Raw genomic sequence first — 21,011 nt, forward strand, 5'->3', positions numbered from 1 at the left:
CGCGACGCGCGCCGGAAACGTCCCACCCACCCGGCAAGGCCCCCGGATCACCCGAGCCTCCAAAGTCCTGCCACCCCCGGCCCGCTCATGCAACGAGGCCAACGGCTAGGCTGGGGGGAGCATCGCGTGTCGGTCGCCGGCTGGGTGAGGCATGGAGGTGCCGGGAGTTGCCTTCGGAGGCATTCCTTGTCTGTCGAGTTGAATCACACCATCGTCCACGCCCGGGACAACCGGGAGTCCGCCGAGTTCTTCGCGGATCTGTTGGGACTTGAAATCTCCGGCGAGTGGGGACCGTTCGTCGCGGTCGCGCTCGGCAACGGCGTCACGCTGGACTTCGCCACCATTCCGCCGGACAAGATCACCCCTCAGCACTACGCCTTCCTCGTCTCCGAACCGGAGTTCGACGCCGCGTACGCGAAAATCAAGGAGCGCGGGATCGAGCACTACGCCGATCCGCATCAGCAACACCCCGACACGATCAACCGCAACGATGGCGGCCAAGGGGTGTACTTCATCGATCCGGCGGGCCACTACATGGAGCTGATCACCGTGCCGTACGGCGGTTGGCCCGCGTAGGCACGCCACTTGGGCAACGGCCTCGCCATTGGAGCGCGTTGCGTCGCCCGCGCCCTAAAGACTGCGATAGATGTCACGGCGGTTACCAGCGGCCAGTACCCACACGATCAGGTGACCCTGTTCGACCGTGTAAACGATCCGATAGTCACCGACTCGGAGACGCCATCGGGCGCTGTGCCCCTGGAGGGCCTTGATATCGAAAGTTGCAGTGTCTCCTCTGTCCATCGCCCGCTGTAGTTCCGTCAAGCGATGGAGGATCCGGACTGCATCGATGCGGGGAACCTTGTGCAAGTCCCGCTGGGCGGACGGGGTAAAGCGCGTGAGGTAACCCATCAGGTCAGGCGTGGTGGTTTTGGAGCAGGGCAGCCATCTCTTCGAGTGAGACGGACCCATCGGTTCCTTCGGCTTCAGCCTCGTCCGCCAGCTTGTTGAGCCAGGAGTCTTCGGCCCGCTCGGCCAACAGACGCAAGCGTCGGAACTCGTCGATGTCGAGCACGACAGCTTCTTGCTTGCCACGCCGCGTAATGATCGTCGGAGTCTCGTCGCGTCGAGCGCGGTCGAGAACATCCGCGAGATGGTTACGAACCTCGGCCATGGATGCAATCACAGGCTCACTCATGTCACAAATGTATCAGATGTACATCTTCGCCTCGATCGCATGCCGGGTCAGATGTGCAGGCGGGTGGCGAGGCCGTCCAGGATGCAGTCGAGGCCGGTTTCGAATTGCCACTGCGGGTCGTCCTTGTGCTGCGCCGTGCTGATGTAGTCGTGGAACGCCGGGTAGCGGCCGGTGCGGATGAGCCAGGTCATCTCCGGGGCCATGGACGTGCGCAAAGCGTCGGCGTCGCCCGGGGCACCCTGGGCCGCCATCAGGCACCGCGTCGCGACCTCGGCGGCCGTGCGGCCCTGGACGTATGAGCCCACCGCGTCGACGGCGGCCATCGTCTCGTCGGCGGACAGGCCGGCCTCGGACAGCGCCCGCAGGCCCCACTCGGCCACCGCCACCCGGTTCGGGGTCGGCGCGACCGCCGCCCGGGCCGAGGGCAGCTGTACCAACCACGGGTGGCGCAGGACCAGTTCGCGGGTGGCCACGGCCAGGCTCCGCAGCGTCTCGCGCCACCCCGCACCCGCCTCGGGCGCGACCAGTTCGCCGTACGCGCGGTCGACCATCAGCTCCAACAGGTCGTCCTTGCCCGACACATACCGATAGGCCGCCATCGGCGCGACGCCCAACTCGGTCGCCAGCCGCCGCATCGTCACCGCCTCGATGCCCTCCGCGTCGGCGATCCCGACCGCGACCTCCGCGATGCGCTCCGGCGTGAGCATGGTGCGGGCGGCCGGGGCCGGGGTGGCCAATCGCTCCCACAGCGAGATGCGCGGCGCTGCGACGTCGGAGGCGCCCGCCCCCGCCCGGGCCGGGGGCGACTGCTTCTTCCGGCCGGCCATGGCGACGGCTCCTCCCGGGACGTGAAGCGCTCTGGTGTGTAGGGGTACGGGTACGCGTACATCGATGTGTACAACGTATCAGGAGTAGACGACGTACACCGTGCTGTGTACGTTGTATCTCGACCGATACGGCGTACACAGCCAAGTGATCGAATACCCGGGAGCCCCCATGCCCACCCCCCTCCGCCTCGCCGTCCTGGTCGGCAGCACCCGCGAGGGTCGCTTCGCCCCCGTCGTCGCCGAGTGGATCCGCGATCGGGCCGCCGCCCGCGACGACCTCCGCTTCGACGTCGACCTCGTCGACCTCGTCGAGACGCCGCTGCCCACCGTGTTCCCGGCCTTCGGGCAGCCGCCCACCGCCGACGCCGTCGCCTTGCTCGCCGAGGTGTCCCCTCGGCTTGCCGCCGCCGACGCGTTCGTGATCGTCACGCCGGAGTACAACCACAGCTTTCCGGCCGCGTTGAAGAACGCCATCGACTGGCACGGCCCGGAGTGGCAGGCCAAGCCGGTCGGCTTCGTGTCCTACGGCGGTCTCTCCGGTGGCCTGCGTGCGGTCGAGCAACTGCGGGTCGTGCTGGCCGAGTTGCACGCGGTCACCGTCCGGGACACGGTCAGCTTCCACGGGCACTGGGACAAGTTCGACGCCGACGGCGGCGCGATCGACCCGGCCGCGAACGCCGCCGCCGACACCATGCTCGACCGCCTCGCCTGGTGGGCCCACGCCCTGCGCGACGCGAAAGCGGCCCACCCGTACGCGGCCTGACTCAACCGTCACACCGGCCGATCCACGCCGCACCCGCACCACGCCCCGGGGGTACCCATGCAGTCCGACACCGCGCCGCCCGACAAGATCCCCCTCGCCGTCCTCGGCCCGATCCTCGGCATGTTCCTGGGCATGCTCGACGGCACCATCGTCGGCACCGCCCTGCCCACCATCGTCGGCGACCTCGGCGGCCTGGATCGGCTCTCCTGGGTGGTCACCGCCTACCTGCTCGCCGCCGCCGCGACCACGCCCATCTGGGGCAAGCTCGGTGACCTGTACGGCCGCAAGGGCGCGTTCACGGCCGCCATCGGCGTCTTCCTGGTCGGCTCGATGGCGTCCGGCCTGGCCCGGAACATGAACGAGCTGATCGTCTTCCGGGCGGTCCAGGGCCTGGGCGCCGGCGGGCTGATGGTCGGCGCGTTCGCCCTGATCGGCGTGCTCGTGCCGCCGCGCCAGAGTGGCCGCGTGCAGTCGCTCTTCGGCGCGATCATGCCCATCGCCATGGTCGGCGGGCCGCTGCTCGGCGGCTTCCTGACCGATCACCTTGATTGGCGCTGGGCGTTCTACGTCAACGTCCCGGTCGGCCTTCTGGCGCTCGCCGTCGTCGGCCTCGGCATCCGCATCGAGCATGTACGGATCAGGGCCCGCATCGACATCGCCGGCGCCGCCCTGCTCACCACCGGGATCGTCGCGCTCACCCTGCTCGCGGGCTGGGCCGGCACCTCCCACGCCTGGACCTCGCCGCGGATCCTCGGCCTCGCCGCCCTCACCGTCGTCGCCCTCGCCTGCTTCGTCCCGGTCGAGCGGCGCGCGGCGGAGCCGATCATCCCGCCTCGGCTGTTCGCCGACCGCAACTTCACCCTCGCGCAGGTGCTGAGCTTCCTGGTCGGCGCGGTGATGATGGCCGCGATGAACTACCTCCCGCAATACATGCAGTTCGTCCGGGAAACCTCGCCGACCGCCGGCGGCCTGCTGCTCCTGCCGCTGATGTTCGGCATGCTCGGCGTACAGATCGCCACCGGGCGCCTGATCGGCCGCAACGGGCGCTACCGGGTGTACCCGATCCTCGGCGGCGCGGTGATGGTCGTCGGCGCGCTCGCCCTGCTCGGGCTGCGCGTGGACACCCCCACCGCCGTCGCCTCCGCGCTCACCGCCGTGGTCGGGATCGGCATCGGCTTCGTCATGCAGAGCACCATGCTGATCACCATGAACAGCGCCGACCGCCGCGACCTGGGCGCGGCGAGCGGTACCGCCACACTGACCCGGACCATCGGCGGCTCGCTCGGCGTCGCGCTGCTCGGCTCGGTGTACGCCCGCCATCTGGACGGGAACACCCCCGACAACCCCGCGGCCCCGCGCGAGCTGCCCGCCGCCGCCCGGGACACCTTCCACGCCGCGGTCACCGGCGGCCTGCACGGCGTGGCGATCGGGCTCGCGATCCTGTCCGCGCTCGCGTTCGCGGTGTCCTGGCTGGTCCGCGAGGTCCCGCTGCGCGGCGCGCCCGACGAGCCGGCGGCGCCCGGGTCGGCCGCGCCGGTCGCGGCGTCCGCCGGGGCCCGCGTCGCCTCGAACTAAGCTTCCGGGCGTGGACACCCCAGAACGCACTTTTCCCTGGTCACCCGGCGCCACCGGGATCGGTTCGATGCCCGGGAGCAACATCCGCGAGACGGTCGAGATGACGCTCGAACTGCTGCCCGACCTGCCGCACCTGCCGGAGCTGCCGGCGCGCGGACCGGGCGCGGATCTGACCGGGCGCTCGGCCGGACTGCTGGTCGACCTGTACACGGACGTACAGCCCTCCGGATGGCGTTTCGTGGATCGCCCGGGGCGCGACCACCGCCGGGCCCGCTCGTTCCTGGGCCAGGACCTGGACGCGCTGGAGGAGTTCACCCAGGGCTACACCGGCCCGCTCAAGGTCCAGGTCGCGGGCCCGTGGACGCTGGCCGCCACGATCGAACTCGGGTACGGCGACAAGGCGTTGGCCGACCCGGGCGCCTGCCGCGACCTGGCCGTCTCGCTCGGCGAGGGCATTCGGCTGCACCTGGCGGAGGTGGCCCGCCGGGTCCCCGGGGCGAGCCTGCTGCTCCAACTGGACGAGCCGGCGCTGCCCGGGGTGATCGCCGGCGAGGTGCCGACCGCGAGCGGGTTCGGCCGGTTGCGGGCCGTGGACAAGGCGGTGGTCCGGGACACGCTGCGGGACGTGATCGCGGCGGCCGGGACGCCGACCATCGTGCACTCCTGCGCGCCGGGCATCCCGATCACTCTGCTGCGCCAGGCCGGCGTGGTGGGCGTATCGCTGGACATGTCGCTCCTGGGCGAGGCCCAGGACGAGTCGATCGGCGAGGCGATCGAGGCGGGCCTGCGGCTGTTCGCCGGCGTGGTGCCGAGCCTGCCCGCCGAGCCGGCGTCCGCCGAGGCCACGCCCGGTGTGGGAGCGCGCCCGCTGTCCGACCCGCCCGGTACCGTCAGGTCTGTCGGAACGTTGTGGAACAGGCTCGGTTTCCCGCCGGAGTCCCTGGTCGAAGCCGTCGTGGTGACCCCCACGTGTGGCCTCGCCGGTGCCTCTCCGGCCTACGCCCGAGCGGCCCTGTCACACAGCGTGGCTGCCGGCCGGGTGCTTCGGGACGACCCCGAGAGCGCCATGCGGAGATAGCGCAACGCGACTTCGCGAACCTCATTCGAACTGGTGGCGCTGGAGGGCGACGACGTGGCTGGTGCGACGACCGGAGTGGACGAGATCCCGGCCGAGGTGCGCGAACGCGCCGCTACTCTCGCCCGTGAGCTGGAGGAGCACCGCTTCCGCTACTACGTGAAGGACGCGCCGGTCGTCAGCGACGGCGAGTTCGACGCGCTGATGCGGGAGCTGGAGGCGATCGAGGAGGAGTATCCGGCGCTGCGCACGCCGGACTCGCCGACCCAGAAGGTGGGCGGGACCTACTCGACCGACTTCGCCTCGGTCGACCACCTGGAGCGCCTGCTCAGCCTCGACAACGCGATGAACGAGGAAGAGCTGGACGAGTGGGACGACCGCCTGGTCCGCGAACTGGGCACGGGGACGTTCCATTATCTGTGCGAGCTGAAGATCGACGGGCTCGCGATCAATCTCCTGTACGAGAACGGTCACCTGGTTCGGGCATTGACGCGCGGAGACGGGCGCACCGGCGAGGACGTCACGCCGAACATCCGCACCATCGCCGAGATCCCGTCCCGGCTGCGTGACGACGGCGGGCACGACGTACCCGAGCTGGTGGAGATCCGGGGCGAGGTCTTCTTCCCGATCGAGAAGTTCGACGAACTCAACGAGCGCCTGGTGGCGGCCGGCGAGAAGCCGTTCGCCAACCCCCGCAACGCCGCCGCCGGATCGTTGCGGCAGAAGGATCCGCGCGTGACCGCGTCGCGTCCGCTGCACATGATCGTGCACGGCATCGGTGCCCGGCGGGGCTTCGAGATCGACTGCCAGTCGCACGCGTACGAGCGCCTGCACGCGTGGGGGCTGCCGACCGCGCGGCACAACAAGGTGGTCGACACGATCGAGGAAGTGAAGGAGTTCGTCCGCTACTTCGGCGATCACCGCAACTCGGTCGAGCACGAGATCGACGGCATCGTGATCAAGGTCGACGAGATCCCGATCCAGGGTCGGCTGGGTGCCACGTCGAAAGCGCCGCGCTGGGCGATCGCGTTCAAGTACCCGCCGCAGGAGGTCAACACCAAGCTGCTCGACATCGAGGTGGGCGTCGGGCGCACCGGTCGGGTGACGCCGTACGCGGTGATGGAGCCGGTCACCGTGGCGGGCTCCGTGGTGGCCCGGGCGACACTGCACAACCAGCAGGTGGTCAAGGCCAAGGGCGTACTGATCGGCGACACGATCGTGCTGCGCAAGGCCGGTGACGTGATCCCGGAGATCCTGGGCCCGGTGGCCGATCTGCGCGACGGCAGCGAGCGCGAGTTCGTGATGCCCGCCACGTGCCCCGAGTGCGGGACCGAGCTGCGCGCGATGAAGGAGGGCGACATCGATCTGCGCTGCCCGAACGCGCGGTCGTGTCCGGCCCAGTTGCGTGAGCGAATCTTCTACCTCGCCGGCCGCAAGGCATTCGACATCGAGGCGCTCGGCTACGAGACGGCGGCGGCGCTGACCCGGCCCGCCGCGGGGCCGTCGGTGTTGGCCACCGAGGCCGACCTGTTCGACCTGACCGCCGAGCAGCTGCGCGACGTCCAGATGTGGCGCAAGGTCAACCGCAAGGGCGCGGCCGAGGACGAGAAGGAACTCGTCCCCTACTTCTGGTCGAAGGCCACCTATGACAAGGAGGGCAACGTCAAGAAGCCCTCCGAGCCGAAGGCCAACACGCTCAAGCTGATCGAACAGCTGGAGAAGGCCAAGACCCAACCGCTGTGGCGTGTCCTCACCGCGCTGTGCATCCGCCACGTCAGCGACACCACCGCCCGCGCGATCACCGGCGGCTTCCACGACCTCGACCGGCTCGGCGCCGCGTCCGAGGAGGAGATCGCGGCGGTCGACGGCGTCGGCCCGATCATCGCCGGTGCCGTGGTCGAATGGTTCGCCGAGGACTGGCACCGGGAGATCGTGGACAAGTGGCGCGCCGCCGGTGTCCGGCTCGCCGAAGAGGGTGCCGACGAGGAGAAGCCCCCCGGCCCGCTTGACGGGATTGTGACGGTCGTCACCGGGACGCTCGCCGGCTACACCCGGGACAGCTCCAAGGAGGCCCTGGAGCAGCGCGGCGCCAAGGTGACGGGATCGGTCTCGAAGAAGACCGACTTCGTCGTCGTGGGCGACAATCCGGGCTCCAAATACGACAAGGCCGTGCAACTGGGTCTGCCGATCCTGGACGACGAGGGCTTCGCGGTTCTGCTCGCCGACGGCGCCGATGCGGCCCGCGCGTGGGTGGCCGAGCGCGCCGGCTGATAACCCTCCCCAGTCGTGCCGGAACGACCTACCCTGGGCACGAGCTTGCCCCACCCGGGGGGCTCGGTGCCCCACAGGCGTACCCGTCCCGGCGCCCGGGATGCCGCCCGACGAGGCCGCAGGGAGCAGGCGCATGGGTCGGATCGGCAGGACGGACCTGTCGCGACTGGCACGACCGCGCGCGTTCTTCATCCATACCGGGATCGTCGCGCTGGCCGGTGTGCTCGCGCTGGTCGTCCCGCCCACGACGCAGCTGATCGACGGTCGCAGTCCGGTCCCGGCGACCCCGGGCGTGTGGATCATGCTCGCCTTGGTGTCGATCGACGGGGTCTACACGGCGGTGACGCGCCGGGGGTTGTACATCCCCGGCGCGATGCCGTCGATCGCCATCACCTTCGGTCTGCTGCTGGTGCACGGGTGGCAGGTCGCCGCGCTGTGGCAGGCCGTTCCGGTCCTGGTGTCCGGGCTGCTCCGGGGTGATTCGTGGTGGCGGATCGGCTACACCGTGGGCCATTACGTGTTGGGCTTCCTGGCCGCCGACGCGGTGCTCGCGGTGTTCGGGATGGATCCGGAGCCGGACTCCGCCCGGGCGCTGCACGTGGGCGACTTCCCCGTGGTCGCGCTGGCCGGCCTGGCGATGGCGGCCGTCTCGCAGACGTCGGGCTGGTTGACCAGGGCGAATTGGCGCGGGGTCAGCGTGCTCACCCTGGCCCGCGCGGAGATCCGGGCCCGCGCCGTCTCGCACGGCGCGCTGATCGGACTGTCCCCGCTGATCGCCGTCATCTGCGCCGAACAGCCGTGGCTGCTACCGCTGTTCGTGGTCCCGCTGCACACCCTCTACCGCAGCACGATGGTCCGCTTCGACCGCGAGCAGGAGTCGCGGCACGACGCGCTCACCGGGCTGCCGAATCGGCGCCTGCTCCTGGAGCGCGGCGAGGAGGCGCTGGGGCGGGTCGGCGGCCGTGGTGGCCGGGTCGCCCTGTTGTTGCTCGACCTGCACCGGTTCCACGAGGTCAACGACACGCTGGGGCACGTCGCGGGCGATCGGCTGCTTCAGCAGGTCGGGGCGCGACTGGCCACCCTGGTCCGCCCCGGTGACACCGTGGCCCGGCTCGGCGGTGACGAATTCGCGCTTTTGTTGCCGGGGTTGGACATGGGTACCGACCGGCTCACCGCGCAGGAGGTGGTCCTCGGGCTGGCCCATCGCATCGTCGACCGGCTCGGTGAGCCGTTCGATCTGGACGAGTTGACCCTGGACGTGGAGGCCAGCGTCGGCGTGGCGATCTTCCCCGACCACGCCTCCGACGTGCTCGGATTGTTGCAATTCGCCGATGTGGCCATGTACTTGGCCAAACGCTCGCGCAGCGGGGTTGAACTCTACGACGACACGCGCGACGTGAACACGCGGGACAAGCTGCTGTTGCTCGGCGACCTGCGGCGGGCCTTGGACAACCACGAGGTCGAGCTGCATTATCAGCCGAAGATTCGGCTCGCGGACGGTCGCGTGGACGGCTGCGAGGCGCTGGTGCGGTGGCGGCATCCGACCAGGGGGCAAGTCTCCCCCGAGGAGTTCGTGCTGCTCGCCGAGCAGACCGGCCTGATGCCCCGGCTCACCCGCTACGTGGTGGACGTCGCGCTGGATCAGGTCGCGCGCTGGCATGTGGAGGGCATCGACGTCACGGTCGCGGTGAACATCTCCGCGCGCGACATCCACGTGCCCTCGTTCGCCGACTCGGTGGCCGCCGGATTACGCGAACACGACGTCGCGGCAGGGGCGTTACAACTGGAGATCACCGAGCGGGTGCTGCTGGAGGAGCCGCAGCGCGCGGCCGAGTCGCTGGACGCGCTGCGCCGGTTGGGTGTGCGGTTGTCGCTCGACGACTTCGGGACCGGCTACTCCTCGCTCGTACACCTCCGGCACATCCCGGTCAGCGAGATCAAGATCGACCGCTCGTTCGTGGCCCGGCTGACGATGAACGAGGAGGACGCGGCGATCGTCTGCTCGATCGTGCAGCTGGCCCACTCGTTGGGACTGCGCGTGGTCGCCGAGGGCGTCGAGGACGAGGCGACCTACCAGCGCCTGCGCGAACTGGGCTGCGACGCGGCCCAGGGCTGGCTGATGTCCAAGGCGCTGCCCCGCGACGAGGCCACCGCCTGGCTGCTCCGGCACGGCGCGGGCGCCCACGCGACGCCGGCCGCCCCGACGGAGATCCACCACCACCGCCGCGCGGACGTGAGCTGACGACGCCCCGCCCTCAATCGGTCTCCGCCGTCTCACGCTCGCGGAGTTCGACGGCGGCGCGGTCGGATGTGCTCGCCTCGACGCAGAATTCGTTCCCGGCCGGGTCGGCGCAGACGACCCACCCCCGGCCGTTGGGCTTGCGCATGTCGGCGACGACCGTCGCGCCCAGGGCGAGTACGCGCTCCAGTTCCTCCTCGCGGGTGGTGTCCGGCTCCAGGTCGAGGTGGACCCGGTTCTTGCCGGTCTTGGCGTCCGGCACCCGCACGAACAACAACATCGGTCGGCCGTCGCCGGCGATCACGGCCGCCTCCGGGTCTCCGGGGAAGTCGTCGGGGCCGAGCGGGAGTTCGAGCACCCTGCTCCAGAACAGGGCCAGGTCGTACGGCTCGTGCGGCGCCGCGCAGTCGATGGTGATGTGTCGGACGGTGGAACCCACGCGGTGTCTCCCGAGGTGCTGCGGCGGTGCTACAGGGCCCGTCATTGTCCACTTCCGCCCGGGAGTTCGACAACGGGTACGGGCCCACGCCCACGGGTCGACGCGGGGCGTGCGGCGGCCGCGGCGGCGTGGGCGGCAGGGGCGGTACCGGCGGCATGGCCGGCGGTGACCCCGGCCGCGTACCCGCACGTCGCCGGCGGCGCCACCACCACACCCCCGCGCCCACCGCGGCGACCACGGCAGCGCCCAGCGTGAGCAGCCACGCGGGCATCCCGCCGACGGTCGGCAACTCGTCCCGGTACGTGGCCCGCCGATAACCCGTGTCGTGTGCCGTCGGGCGCAGTTCGTGGTCGTCGTCGATCGCGGACTGCGACGCGGCGTCCGCGAAGCCGGTTCCGGGTGTCCGTATCCGCCGGCTTCCGGCGAGGACCGACAACTTTCGGGCGCACATCAGCAACTTTCGCCGGTCGTGCGGCCTCGGCGCACGCCGGCATCGTGGTTGCTCCGGCGCGGATGTACCCCGTGATGCATTACGTCCGCGCCCGGTGCCCAGTGCCGTGCCCGGAGGGGGTTCACCGGTACCGGACGGCTCGGCCTTCACCGCTGGGGTGGCGGCAACACCGAGCGGGCGCCGGCACGATCCCCGGGCCTCATCCCCCGGCCCGGGGATTCCTGCCGTCCCGCCGAGGCTGCGGCTACGCCGTGGCGTCGATCGTCGCCGAGCCGATCACGCGCGTCCCGGCGTAGAGCACCACGGCCTGCCCCCGGGCGATGCCGCGGATCGGCTCCGCCAACCGCACTCGGACCTCCCCGTCGACCACCTCGGCGACCGCCGCCGTCTCCTCGCCGTGCGCCCGGACCTGGGCGGTGCAGTCCACCTCGCCCGCCGGGGCCGGACCGCACCACCGCGGCCGGATGCCGACCAGCCGGTCCACGTCCAGCGCCTCGACCGGGCCGACCGTGACCGTGTTGTTCACCGGCGAGATGTCCAGCACATAGCGCGGCTTGCCATCGGCCGCCGGGTGCCCGATGCGCAGGCCCTTGCGCTGGCCGATCGTGTACGCGTAGGCGCCGTCGTGCTCGCCGAGCTTGGTGCCGCTCGCGTCCACGATGTCGCCGCGCTCGGTGCCCAGATGCTTCGCGAGGAAGCCCTGGGTGTCCCCGTCGGCGATGAAGCAGATGTCGTGGCTGTCCGGCTTCTTCGCCACCGCCAGGTCGCGCCGCTCCGCCTCCAGGCGCACGTCGCCCTTGGTGTCGCCGCCGAGCGGGAACATCGCGTGCGCGAGCTGGTCGGAGTCGAGCACGCCGAGCACGTACGACTGGTCCTTGCCCATGTCGACCGAGCGGTGCAGCTCGCGCGAGCCGTCGGGGTGCTCCACGATCCGCGCGTAGTGCCCGGTGCACACCGCGTCGAAGCCGAGCCCGAGCGCCTTGTCCAACAGCGCGGCGAACTTGATCTTCTCGTTGCAGCGCAGACACGGGTTCGGGGTGCGCCCGGCCTTGTACTCGGCCACGAAGTCGTCCATGACATCCTCGCGGAAACGCTCGGCCATGTCCCACACGTAGAAGGGGATGCCGATCACGTCGGCGGCCCGCCGCGCGTCCCGGGAGTCCTCGATCGTGCAGCAGCCCCGGGCACCCTCGCGCAGCGTCGCGGGTTTCGCCGAGAGCGCGAGGTGGACACCGACCACGTCGTGTCCGGCCTCGACCGCTCGCGCGGCGGCAACGGCGGAGTCGACCCCGCCGGACATGGCGGCGAGCACCCGGAGGCGGCGGCCGTTGGCGGGAGGAAGCATGTGATCAGACATAGCGCCTCAAGAGTACGTGGTCACCCCGGCGAGCCCCGAGCGGATTACCCCACACCCCGGCGCCGCTACCGGCGCGCCGACACCGACCCCGCCGACCGGGCCCGGGTCACCACCGGCAGGATCGCCTCGCCCAGTTCGGCGACCTCCGCCTCCGTCGTGGTGTGCCCCAGGCTGAACCGCAGCGAGCCGCGCGCCCGGGCACTGTCGGCGCCCATCGCCAGCAGCACGTGGCTGGGCTGCGCGACGCCCGCCGAGCAGGCCGAGCCGGTCGAGCACTCGATCCCGCGCGCGTCCAGGAGCAGCAGCAGCGAGTCGCCCTCGCATCCGGGGAAGGAGAAGTGCGCGTTGCCCGGCAGCCGGTGGGCCGGGTCGAGCCGCCGATCCCCGTTGAGCTGCGCGTCGGGCACCGCGGCCAGGATCCGGCGCACCAGTTCGTCCCGCAGCGCGCCCACCCGCCGTGCGTATTCGGCCTGTTCGCGCACCGACTCCTCGGCCGCGACGGCGAGTGCCGCGATCGAGGCGGTGTCCAGCGTGCCCGAGCGCACGTCGCGCTCCTGGCCGCCGCCGTGCAGCACCGGAATCGGGGTGATGCCGCGCCCGAGCACGAGCGCGCCGCAGTTGCCCGGGCCGCCGAGCTTGTGCCCGGTCACCGTCATCGCGTCCAGGCCGGCCGCGGAGAAGTCGACCGGGATCTGACCGACCGCCTGGACCGCGTCGGAGTGGAAGGGGATGCCGAACTCGTGCGCGATCTCGACCAGCTCGGCGATCGGCTCGACCGTGCCGACCTCGTTGTTGGCCCACATCACCGACACCAGCGCCACCGACGCCGGATCGTGCTCGATCGCCGCACGCAGCGTGTCGGGTTGCACTCGCCCGTCGGCGTCCACGTCCAGCCACTCGACCACCGCGCCCTCGGCCGACTCCAGCCACAGCACGGGGTCGAGCACGGCGTGGTGCTCGACCGGGCTGACCAGTATCCGCCGCCGGGCCGGGTCGTCCGCGACCCGCGACCAGTAGATCCCCTTGATCGCGAGGTTGTCGGCCTCGGTTCCGCCCGCCGTGAAGACGATCTCGCTCGGCCGCGCGCCCAGCGCATGGGCCAGCGACTCGCGGGACTCCTCCACCGTGCGGCGCGCGCGTCGCCCGGACGCGTGCAACGAGGACGGGTTCCCGAGTTGGGCAAGCTGTACGGTCATCGCCCGGATTGCCGAAAGGCGCATCGGGGTGGTCGCCGCGTGATCGAAGTAGGCCATCGCACTGCGAAGCTTAGTCGGGTACCCGCGGGCGCCGGCGGGGGCGGCCGTACACCCGTCCGTATCGCGGCCCTCCGGGCAGGAATCGGTCGAGCCACAGGCGCGTGGAAAGCATCGACGCGGTCGCGTACGCCACGAGTCGCCGAAGCGGGCCCCTGCCCTTCGGATCGGGTTCGGTCGACCGGTGGTCGTAGGTCAACGGCTGCTGGATCTCCCACACATCCTGGTGCAACGCGTACCGGGGCGTGTTGGGCACGGTCCACTCCTACGGGTGGCCGGGTTGGGCCCGGCGGCGCAGCCCGCGCCACCCGGTCGGCGGGTGTGTCCCGGGTCACTGCTCCTCGGCGCTGGTGCCGGAGTTGCGGCGCCACGCGCGGGGCGCCCGCCACCCGCGCCGAAGCGCGAGCACCCGAAGCAGGAAGGCGAAGGTGACCGCCGCGGTCGCGGTGACCGGGCCGAACAGGTCGAACTCGATCAGCGCGGCGGTGATGCCGGCGCCGAGCAGCGCGGGGAAGGTGTAGATCTCCTTGTCCCAGCGCAGCAGCGTGGGTACTTCCCGGGCCAGTACGTCGCGCAGCGCGCCGCCGCCGACGGCGGTGGTGACCCCGAGGGCGGCGGCCGGTATCGGATTGAGGCCGTACGCGTACGCCTTCGCGGTGCCGGTCACGCAGAACAGCCCGAGGCCGGCGGCGTCCAGCACGTCGATCGCCGACATGATCCGCTCGACCTGGGGATGCAGGAAGAAGACCAGTACGGCGGCGAGCAGCGGGGTGGTGAAGTAGCCGAGGTCGGTGAAGGCCGCGGGCGGGACCGCGCCGATGATCACGTCCCGTATCACCCCGCCGCCGAGGGCGGTGACCTCGGCGAGCAGGGTGATACCGATGACGTCGAAGTTCTTCCGTACGGCCATCAGCGCGCCGGCCGCCGCGAAGACGAAGATGCCGAGCAGGTCGAGGATCTGCTGAAGCTGATGGTGGAAGATCTCGGGCGGCACCTCGGGCGACATAACGGATGTTCTACACCGCCGGGCCCGGCCCGATACTCATGGGGCGGGTGTGGGCGGAGTGTCCTTCCCGGTCGCCTCGCCGGGGGCCTTCGGGGAGGTCTCGGCGGGAGCCTCGGCGGAGTTCTCCACGGGGGTGTCCGCCGCAGGCTCGGCAGGGGCCTTCGCGGCATCGTCCGCAGAGGTCTCGGCCGGTGTCTCGACGGCCGTCTCGGCGGGGCTCTTCGCGGCGGCCTCGGCGTCCTCCCCGGCGGCGACCGCGGGGGCCGCCTCGGATGGCGCCGGCTTCACCAGCAGCACCGCCTCGCCCGCGCCGTTCTCCGCCGGCGTGTTCTCCGGGAAGTGGCAGGCCACCTGGTGCCGCGTGGTCAACTCGGCCAGCGGCGGCTCCTGGGTCTTGCAGATGTCCTGCGCCTTCCAGCACCGGGTGTGGAAGCGGCACGCCGGCGGCGGGTCCATCGGGCTCGGTACGTCGCCCTTGAGCAGGATCCGGTCACGGCTCTCGCGCCGGGCCGGGTCCGGTACCGGCACCGCCGACATCAGCGCCACCGTGTACGGGTGCTTCGGCGACGTGTACAGATCCTCGCGGTCGGCGATCTCGACGATCTTGCCGAGGTACATCACCGCCACCCGGTCGCTGGTGTGCCGCACCACCGACAGGTCGTGCGCGATGATCAGGTAGGTCAGCCCGAACTCGCTCTGCAGGTCGTCGAGCAGGTTGACCACCTGCGCCTGGATCGACACGTCGAGCGCGGAGACCGGCTCGTCGGCGACCACCAGCTTGGGCCGCAGCGCCAGCGCGCGGGCTATGCCGATGCGCTGCCGCTGGCCGCCGGAGAACTCGTGCGGGTAGCGGTTGTAGTGCTCGGGGCTGAGCCCGACCAGTTCCAACAACTCCTGGACGGCCTTCTTGATCCCGCCCTCGGGGGTGACCTTCTGCAAGCGGAACGGCAGCCCGACGATGGTGCCGACGGTGTGCCTCGGGTTCAGCGAGGACTGCGGATCCTGGAAGATCATCTGGAAGTCGCGCCGCAGCGGCCGCAGTTGCCCTCGGGAGAGCTTGGTGAGGTCACGCCCGCCGAACTCGATGGTGCCCTCGCTGGGCTCCAGCAGGCGCATCACCATGCGTCCGGTGGTGGACTTGCCACAGCCCGATTCGCCGACCAGGCCCAGCGTCTCGCCCTCGCGGATGTCGAAGTCGAGCCCGTCCACCGCCTTGACCGTGCCGGCCCGGCGCCGGGTCATCCCGGCGCGGATCGGAAAGTGTTTGCGCAGCCCGCGCACGCGCACCAACACGTCTCCCGGCTCGCGTCGGGACGCGGCCTCCGGCTCGCCGGCCTGCGCAGCGTTCACGTCGTCTCCCGCTCGGGCGCCCTCGGTCACTTCCGCGTTCCCGTTCCCGTTTCCATCCTGGTGACCAGTCACGTGCCCATCCGCTTTCCCGTTCGCCGTCCCGCTCACAGCCGCGGCCTGATGTCCTCGGTCCAGATCCGCTCGCGCTCCCCCGGATCGAGGTGGCACGCGGTGCGGTGGCCCGGTTCGATCTCGACCAGTCGCGGGACCTCGGTCTTCTCCCGCCCGTCGTTGCGGTCCGCGTACGGGCAGCGGGTACGGAACGCACAGCCCGAGGGCAGCGAGATCAGGCTCGGCGGGCTGCCCTTGATCGGCATCAGCCGTTCCTGGCGCGCTCGGTCGAGCCGGGTCAACGAACCCAACAGGCCCCAGGTGTACGGGTGTCGGGGTTGTTCGAACAGGGTGCGCGCGGGGCCGTGCTCGACCGCTCGACCGGCGTACATCACCAGGACGTCGTCGGCGAGTTCGGCGACCACGCCCAGGTCGTGCGTGATCATCACGACGGCGGAGTTGAACTCCGCCTGCAGGTCCCGGATCAGGTCCAGGATCTGGGCCTGGACGGTGACGTCCAGGGCGGTGGTCGGCTCGTCCGCGATCAACAGTTCGGGGTCGCAGCTGAGCGCCATCGCGATCATCGCGCGCTGGCGCATGCCGCCGGAGAACTGGTGCGGGTAATCGTCCACCCGCCGGTCCGGGCGCGGGATGCCGACCCGTCCGAGCAGGTCGATCGCGTGCGCGCGGGCCTGCTTGACGCTCACCTCGTTGTGCACCTGGTAGGCCTCGATGATCTGGTGGCCCACCGTGTAGAACGGGTGCATCGAGGACATCGGGTCCTGGAAGATCATCGCCATCCGGCGGCCACGCATCAACCGGACCTCTTCGGCGGTGGAGCGCACCAACTCCTTGCCGTCCAGCCAGATTTCGCCGCCGATCCGGGCGCTGGTACCGCCGTGCAGGCCCATCACGGCCAGCGAGGTCACGCTCTTCCCGGAGCCGGACTCGCCGACGATGCCGAGCGTTCGGCCGCGCTGGAGCGCGAAGTTCACCCCGTCGACGCTGCGCACCAGGCCGTCGTCGGTGGGGAAGTGCACGGTGAGTTCGCGTACTTCGAGGAAGTTCTCCGGCTCGGGCGGGGGCCCGGCCGGGGCGAGCTTGGGCAGTTCGGCCGCGGTGTCCCGCTTGCGGCGCGGTAGCAGTCGGGGCATCAGGTCCTCACCCGGGGATCGACGACCGCGTAGAGCAGGTCCACGACGAGGTTGGCCAGGATCACGAAGATGGCGGCGATCATCGTCACGCCGAGCACTTCGGGCAGATCCTGCTGTCCGATCGCCTCGACGGCGAACTTGCCGACGCCGTTGAGGGAATAGACCTGTTCGGTCAGGATCGCACCGCCGAGCAGCAGTCCGACGTCCATGCCGAAGATGGTCAGGATCGGGGTCAGCGCGGCGCGCAGCCCGTGTTTGACGATGACGTCGCGTTCGCGCAGGCCCTTGGCCCGCGCGGTGCGGATGTAGTCCTCGCTCATCGTCTCGAGCATGCCCGCCCGGGTGAGTCGGGCGTACAACGCCGCGTACAGGAACGCCAGGGTCAACCAGGGCAACACCAGGTTCCAGGCCCAACTCGCCGGATTGTCCAGGAACGGCACATAGTGCACGCCCTTGAAGATCGGCCATTGATAACTGAACAACGCCAGTGCCACCAGGCCGGTGAAGAACGGCGGCAGCGAGACGCCCGCCAGCGCGAAGCCCATCGAGAAGCGGTCCCACAGGCTGCCGCGTTTGAGCGCCGAGACCACCCCGATCGACACGCCGGCGATCAGCCAGATCACCGCGGCTCCCGCGGCCAACGAGAGGGTGACCGGGATGCGGTCCTGTAGTCGTGGCCACACTTCCAGGTTGTTGCGGAAGGAGAAGCCCAGGCACGGCGGCGCGCAGTGCACCTTGCGTACACCGGTGTCGTAGTCCTTGCCGGCGACGATGCCCTTGACGAACCTTCCGTACTGGACGGGTACCGACTTGTCCAGGCCGAGGCTGTGCTTGACCTGTTCGATCGCGGCCGGGGTGGGCGACTTGCCGACGTAGCGCGCGGCGAGTTGGTCGCTTGTGGCGCCTCCCAGACGCGGAATCAGGAAGAAGATGGCGAAGACCGCCATGGTGACGATCAACAGGAGCACCACCGCTCCCGCCAGCCGCCTGAGCAGATAGAAAATCATGAGCCGGCGACCCGGTCCGGTGCGGGGAGCGGGATCACCGCTCCCCGCACCGGAACTGACGGGCCTTCACCTCTCCTTCGGGCTACTGACCTCGTCGCAGGCTTACTGGATACCGATGTTGAGGTAGTCGTACATCCCGGAGTACGCGGGGGTGACGACCAGGTTGGTCACGTTCGACGGGCGGTACAGCAGCGACTTGGTCCAGCCGAACGGGACGATCACCGCCGACTCCATCACCTTCTGGTCCAGCTGCTGCCAGATGGCCGCGCTCTGCGCCGGGTCGATGGTCCGGGTGGCCTGGTCGATCAGACCGTTGACCGCCGGGTCGTTCAGCTCGGACAGGTTCGTGCCACCGGCGGGCTTGATCGCCCGACCGTCCACGATCTGCTGGAAGAAGCCGAACTGGGTGGGGAAGTCGGGACCCCACTGCATGAACATGATGCCGACCTTGTTCTCCGCGACCCACTTCGGGACACCGGCGAACTGCGAGAAGTAGTCACCCGAGGGGTACTGCCGGATCTCGACCTTGACGCCGATCTTGGCGAGCGCGTTCTGCACCGACGTGGCGCCCGCGACCTCCTTGGGCCGGTTGGCGCGCGCGGTCAGCACGGTGCTGAAGCCGTCCGCCTTGCCGCACTGCTTGAGCTCGTCCTTGGCCTTGGCCACGTCACCGGTGTGCTTGGCACCGTTGGGGTACATGTCGGTGACCTTGGAACCGGCCAGCGTCGGCGGCATCAGGTTGGTCGCGATGTCGGAGCCGACCTCGCCACCCTGCGCACGCTGCAGCTGCGACTTGTTGACCGCGTACTGCACGGCGCGCCGGCAGTGCACGTTGTCGAACGGCGGGGTCTTGGAGCTGATCGCCAGGTAGGCCAGCGCGCCGGAGATCGCGTCGTCCGCGTTGTCCGCGAGCTTCTTGTCCGTGAGGATCTTGTTCTGCGCGGCGGCCTGGACGCCGGTGCCGACCACGTCCAACTGCGCCGTGCCGGCGAAGAGTCGGTTGTCGACGTCGTTCGCGTCCTGCTTCTCCAGCAGTTCGATCCGGTCCGGCAGCGCCTTGCGCAGCGGGTCGGTCGCCTGGTCCCAGTTCGGGTTGCGGACCAGGTTGACCGCCTTGCCGGGCTCGTACTGGCCGTCGACCATGTACGCGCCGGAGGCGATGGGGTGCTTGACGTACTCCTTGCCGGTGTCCTTGGCGGGCGGGACCGGCGCGGTCTGCGGGAGCGCGGCGAGGTAGTTGAAGTCCGCGAACGGCTCCTTCATCTTGAAGATGATGGTGTGGTCGTCCGGCGTCTCGATCGCGTTCAGGCCCAGCTTGTCCGGCGCGGAGTCCTTGTACGGGCCCTTGTAGGTGCCGTCGGGGTCCAGGTACTGGGCGAAGTAGCCCGGGCCGTTGGGCAGGATCTCCTTGTCGAAGGTCCGCTCCACGGCGTACTTGACGTCCGACGCCTTGACCTCGGTGCCGTCCTCGTACTTGACACCCTTGCGCAGGTGGTACGTCCAGGTCTTGCCGCCGTCGTCGGTCTTGCCCACGTCGGTGGCCAGGTCCGGCGCGAACTCGTAGCTCGCGTTGCCCGGGGCGGGCTTGAAGGTGAGCAGCGGACGCGCCATCAGGCGGGAGAAGTTCCACGCCGAGGCGTAGTACATGTCGCCCGGGTCCAGCGAGTCGAACTTGTCCGAGCTGACCAGCTTGAGCGTGCCACCCTTCTTGGTGGACTGGTTGACCACTTCGGTGATCGCCTTGTTGCTCGGGCTGTACTTCTTCGAGCCGCCGCCACCACCGCCACACGCGGTGGCGGCCATCGCGGTGACAGCCACCATGCCGATCAGCGCTTGGGTCCTGCGCCTGCGAGTTACCGGGTGTTTCATCGCTGGTCGTGCCTCCTCGTGGGGACTTGCGGGATATTCAGCGGCTGCGCGGGTCGAGGGCGTCTCGAAGGCCGTCGCCGAGCAGGTTGAACGCGAGCACGGTGATGAAGATGGTGACTCCGGGGACGACCATGAACATCGGCGCGTCCTGGTACCGGGGGGTGGCCGCCGAGAGCATGCCACCCCACGAGGCGGTGGGTTCCTGTACGCCGACCCCCAGGTAGGAAAGGGCGGCCTCGAACAGGATGTTCGTCGGGATCAGCAGCGTGGAGTAGACCAGGATCGGACCCACCAGGTTCGGCAGCAACTCCTTGAAAATGATGTGCCGGTCGGTGGCCCCGAGACTGCGCGCCGCCTCGACGAACTCGCGTTCGCGCAGCGAGAGCGTCTGGCCGCGGACGATGCGAGCGATGTACGGCCAGCTGAAGAACCCGATCACGAAGATCAGCACGGTGATGCGGAGCGTGTCGCCGTGGAGGCCGAAGGCCTCGCCCTGGAGGCTGCTGCCGATGGCGATCGCGAACAGCAGCAGCGGAAAGGCCAGGAAGACGTCCATGGCGCGGCTGATCAGCCCGTCGATCCAGCCGCCGAAGTAGCCCGCCACGGTGCCCAGGACGACGCCGAGCACCACGGAGAGCAGGGTGGCGAGGAAGGCGACCAGCATGGAGACGCGGGCGCCGTAGCAGATGCGGGAGAAGATGTCCCGGCCGTTGACCGGCTCCAGACCCAGCGGGTGATCCCAACTCGCGCCGCCGAAGCTGCCGGTGGGGATGTTCAGCACCGGGTCGAGCAGGTCGTCGTGGTACTCGGTGGGTCCACCGCCGATCACGTCGGTGATGAGCGGCGCGAAGATCGCGATGAGCACCATGAGGATGATCACCACGCCACCGGCCATCGCGACCCTGTCGCGGCGGAATCGGGCCCACGCGATCTGACCGAGCGACCGACCCTCGATGCGTGCGCCGGCTGCCTCGGCGATCGCCTCGGGGTGCGCCTCTCGGGCCACACCGGTGGTCTCGATCGGTGCCGTCATGGATCGACCCTCCCCGCTCACGGATGCGACGGCGGCTCGGGATCGCCGCGTCCCGTCGCCATACCCGGCATTGCGATCCCGATGATCTTCGGGATC

At 70.1% G+C, this 21,011-nt stretch carries 19 protein-coding genes; 6 read left to right on the forward strand and 13 right to left on the reverse strand.

The features are described from left to right. The first annotated feature begins 186 nt into the window (after nucleotides 1–186). Nucleotides 187–576, forward strand: a complete 390-nt coding sequence (locus ACWGR4_RS38005) for a VOC family protein (RefSeq protein ID WP_379995147.1) — start codon at nucleotides 187–189, stop codon at nucleotides 574–576. Between the two features lie 54 nt (nucleotides 577–630). On the opposite strand, the gene ACWGR4_RS38010 is transcribed toward ACWGR4_RS38005, so the two are convergent. The 3 genes from ACWGR4_RS38010 to ACWGR4_RS38020 are packed head-to-tail and all read right to left on the reverse strand — an operon-like array spanning nucleotide 631 to nucleotide 2,022. Beyond that, on the reverse strand, nucleotides 631–909 hold the full coding sequence (locus ACWGR4_RS38010; protein WP_379995145.1) for a type II toxin-antitoxin system RelE family toxin: 279 nt from the start codon (nucleotides 907–909) through the stop codon (nucleotides 631–633). A 4-nt stretch (nucleotides 910–913) separates the two neighbouring features. Then, nucleotides 914–1,195: a type II toxin-antitoxin system Phd/YefM family antitoxin gene (locus ACWGR4_RS38015; protein WP_379995143.1), complete on the reverse strand. Its 282-nt coding sequence runs from the start codon at nucleotides 1,193–1,195 to the stop codon at nucleotides 914–916. Nucleotides 1,196–1,242: 47 nt separating this feature from the next. Further along, a complete protein-coding gene (locus tag ACWGR4_RS38020; RefSeq protein ID WP_452129431.1) occupies nucleotides 1,243–2,022 on the reverse strand; it encodes a TetR/AcrR family transcriptional regulator in 780 nt (259 codons plus the stop codon). Nucleotides 2,023–2,191: 169 nt separating this feature from the next. Here ACWGR4_RS38020 and ACWGR4_RS38025 point away from each other — a divergent pair, with 169 nt between their 5' ends. The 5 genes from ACWGR4_RS38025 to ACWGR4_RS38045 all read left to right on the forward strand — a co-directional run bounded on the left by ACWGR4_RS38025 (nucleotide 2,192) and on the right by ACWGR4_RS38045 (nucleotide 9,948). After that, entirely contained in the window at nucleotides 2,192–2,785 is a 594-nt protein-coding gene (locus tag ACWGR4_RS38025) for an NADPH-dependent FMN reductase (protein ID WP_452129430.1), read from the forward strand. Between the two features lie 57 nt (nucleotides 2,786–2,842). After that, entirely contained in the window at nucleotides 2,843–4,360 is a 1,518-nt protein-coding gene (locus tag ACWGR4_RS38030; protein ID WP_452129429.1) for an MDR family MFS transporter, read from the forward strand. A 67-nt stretch (nucleotides 4,361–4,427) separates the two neighbouring features. Next, complete coding sequence (locus ACWGR4_RS38035) at nucleotides 4,428–5,438, forward strand: methionine synthase (protein WP_452129450.1); 1,011 nt, start codon at nucleotides 4,428–4,430, stop codon at nucleotides 5,436–5,438. A 54-nt stretch (nucleotides 5,439–5,492) separates the two neighbouring features. Next, a complete protein-coding gene (gene ligA, locus ACWGR4_RS38040) occupies nucleotides 5,493–7,706 on the forward strand; it encodes an NAD-dependent DNA ligase LigA (protein ID WP_452129428.1) in 2,214 nt (737 codons plus the stop codon). 133 nt (nucleotides 7,707–7,839) lie between these two features. After that, entirely contained in the window at nucleotides 7,840–9,948 is a 2,109-nt protein-coding gene (locus ACWGR4_RS38045) for a putative bifunctional diguanylate cyclase/phosphodiesterase (RefSeq protein WP_452129427.1), read from the forward strand. A gap of 13 nt (nucleotides 9,949–9,961) precedes the next feature. On the opposite strand, the gene ACWGR4_RS38050 is transcribed toward ACWGR4_RS38045, so the two are convergent. The 10 genes from ACWGR4_RS38050 to ACWGR4_RS38095 form a co-directional block, all read right to left on the reverse strand. Then, nucleotides 9,962–10,384: a VOC family protein gene (locus ACWGR4_RS38050; protein ID WP_452129426.1), complete on the reverse strand. Its 423-nt coding sequence runs from the start codon at nucleotides 10,382–10,384 to the stop codon at nucleotides 9,962–9,964. Between the two features lie 695 nt (nucleotides 10,385–11,079). Beyond that, a complete protein-coding gene (gene mnmA, locus ACWGR4_RS38055; protein ID WP_395787943.1) occupies nucleotides 11,080–12,180 on the reverse strand; it encodes a tRNA 2-thiouridine(34) synthase MnmA in 1,101 nt (366 codons plus the stop codon). A 77-nt stretch (nucleotides 12,181–12,257) separates the two neighbouring features. Next, the gene (locus ACWGR4_RS38060; protein ID WP_452129425.1) at nucleotides 12,258–13,445 is read right to left on the reverse strand and encodes a cysteine desulfurase family protein; all 1,188 of its coding nucleotides are present in this window, start codon (nucleotides 13,443–13,445) and stop codon (nucleotides 12,258–12,260) included. 13 nt (nucleotides 13,446–13,458) lie between these two features. Next, on the reverse strand, nucleotides 13,459–13,701 hold the full coding sequence (locus ACWGR4_RS38065) for a hypothetical protein (protein WP_379995126.1): 243 nt from the start codon (nucleotides 13,699–13,701) through the stop codon (nucleotides 13,459–13,461). 75 nt (nucleotides 13,702–13,776) lie between these two features. After that, nucleotides 13,777–14,439 carry a trimeric intracellular cation channel family protein gene (locus ACWGR4_RS38070; RefSeq protein WP_452129449.1) on the reverse strand — a complete coding sequence of 221 codons (663 nt, stop codon included), beginning with the start codon at nucleotides 14,437–14,439 and terminating at the stop codon, nucleotides 13,777–13,779. Nucleotides 14,440–14,487: 48 nt separating this feature from the next. Further along, nucleotides 14,488–15,801, reverse strand: a complete 1,314-nt coding sequence (locus ACWGR4_RS38075; RefSeq protein WP_452129424.1) for an ABC transporter ATP-binding protein — start codon at nucleotides 15,799–15,801, stop codon at nucleotides 14,488–14,490. A gap of 104 nt (nucleotides 15,802–15,905) precedes the next feature. Further along, nucleotides 15,906–17,006 (reverse strand): ABC transporter ATP-binding protein, encoded by a 1,101-nt coding sequence (locus ACWGR4_RS38080; RefSeq protein ID WP_379995119.1) that lies wholly within the window; start codon nucleotides 17,004–17,006, stop codon nucleotides 15,906–15,908. Beyond that, the gene (locus tag ACWGR4_RS38085; RefSeq protein WP_379995117.1) at nucleotides 17,006–18,013 is read right to left on the reverse strand and encodes an ABC transporter permease; all 1,008 of its coding nucleotides are present in this window, start codon (nucleotides 18,011–18,013) and stop codon (nucleotides 17,006–17,008) included. The genes ACWGR4_RS38080 and ACWGR4_RS38085 overlap by 1 nt, the downstream gene beginning before the upstream one ends. Nucleotides 18,014–18,115: 102 nt before the next feature. Continuing rightward, nucleotides 18,116–19,882, reverse strand: a complete 1,767-nt coding sequence (locus ACWGR4_RS38090) for an ABC transporter substrate-binding protein (RefSeq protein ID WP_452129423.1) — start codon at nucleotides 19,880–19,882, stop codon at nucleotides 18,116–18,118. 37 nt (nucleotides 19,883–19,919) lie between these two features. Continuing rightward, entirely contained in the window at nucleotides 19,920–20,915 is a 996-nt protein-coding gene (locus ACWGR4_RS38095; protein ID WP_379995113.1) for an ABC transporter permease, read from the reverse strand. Nucleotides 20,916–21,011 lie beyond the last annotated feature (96 nt).

It is taken from the genome of Embleya sp. NPDC055664, assembly GCF_053618075.1.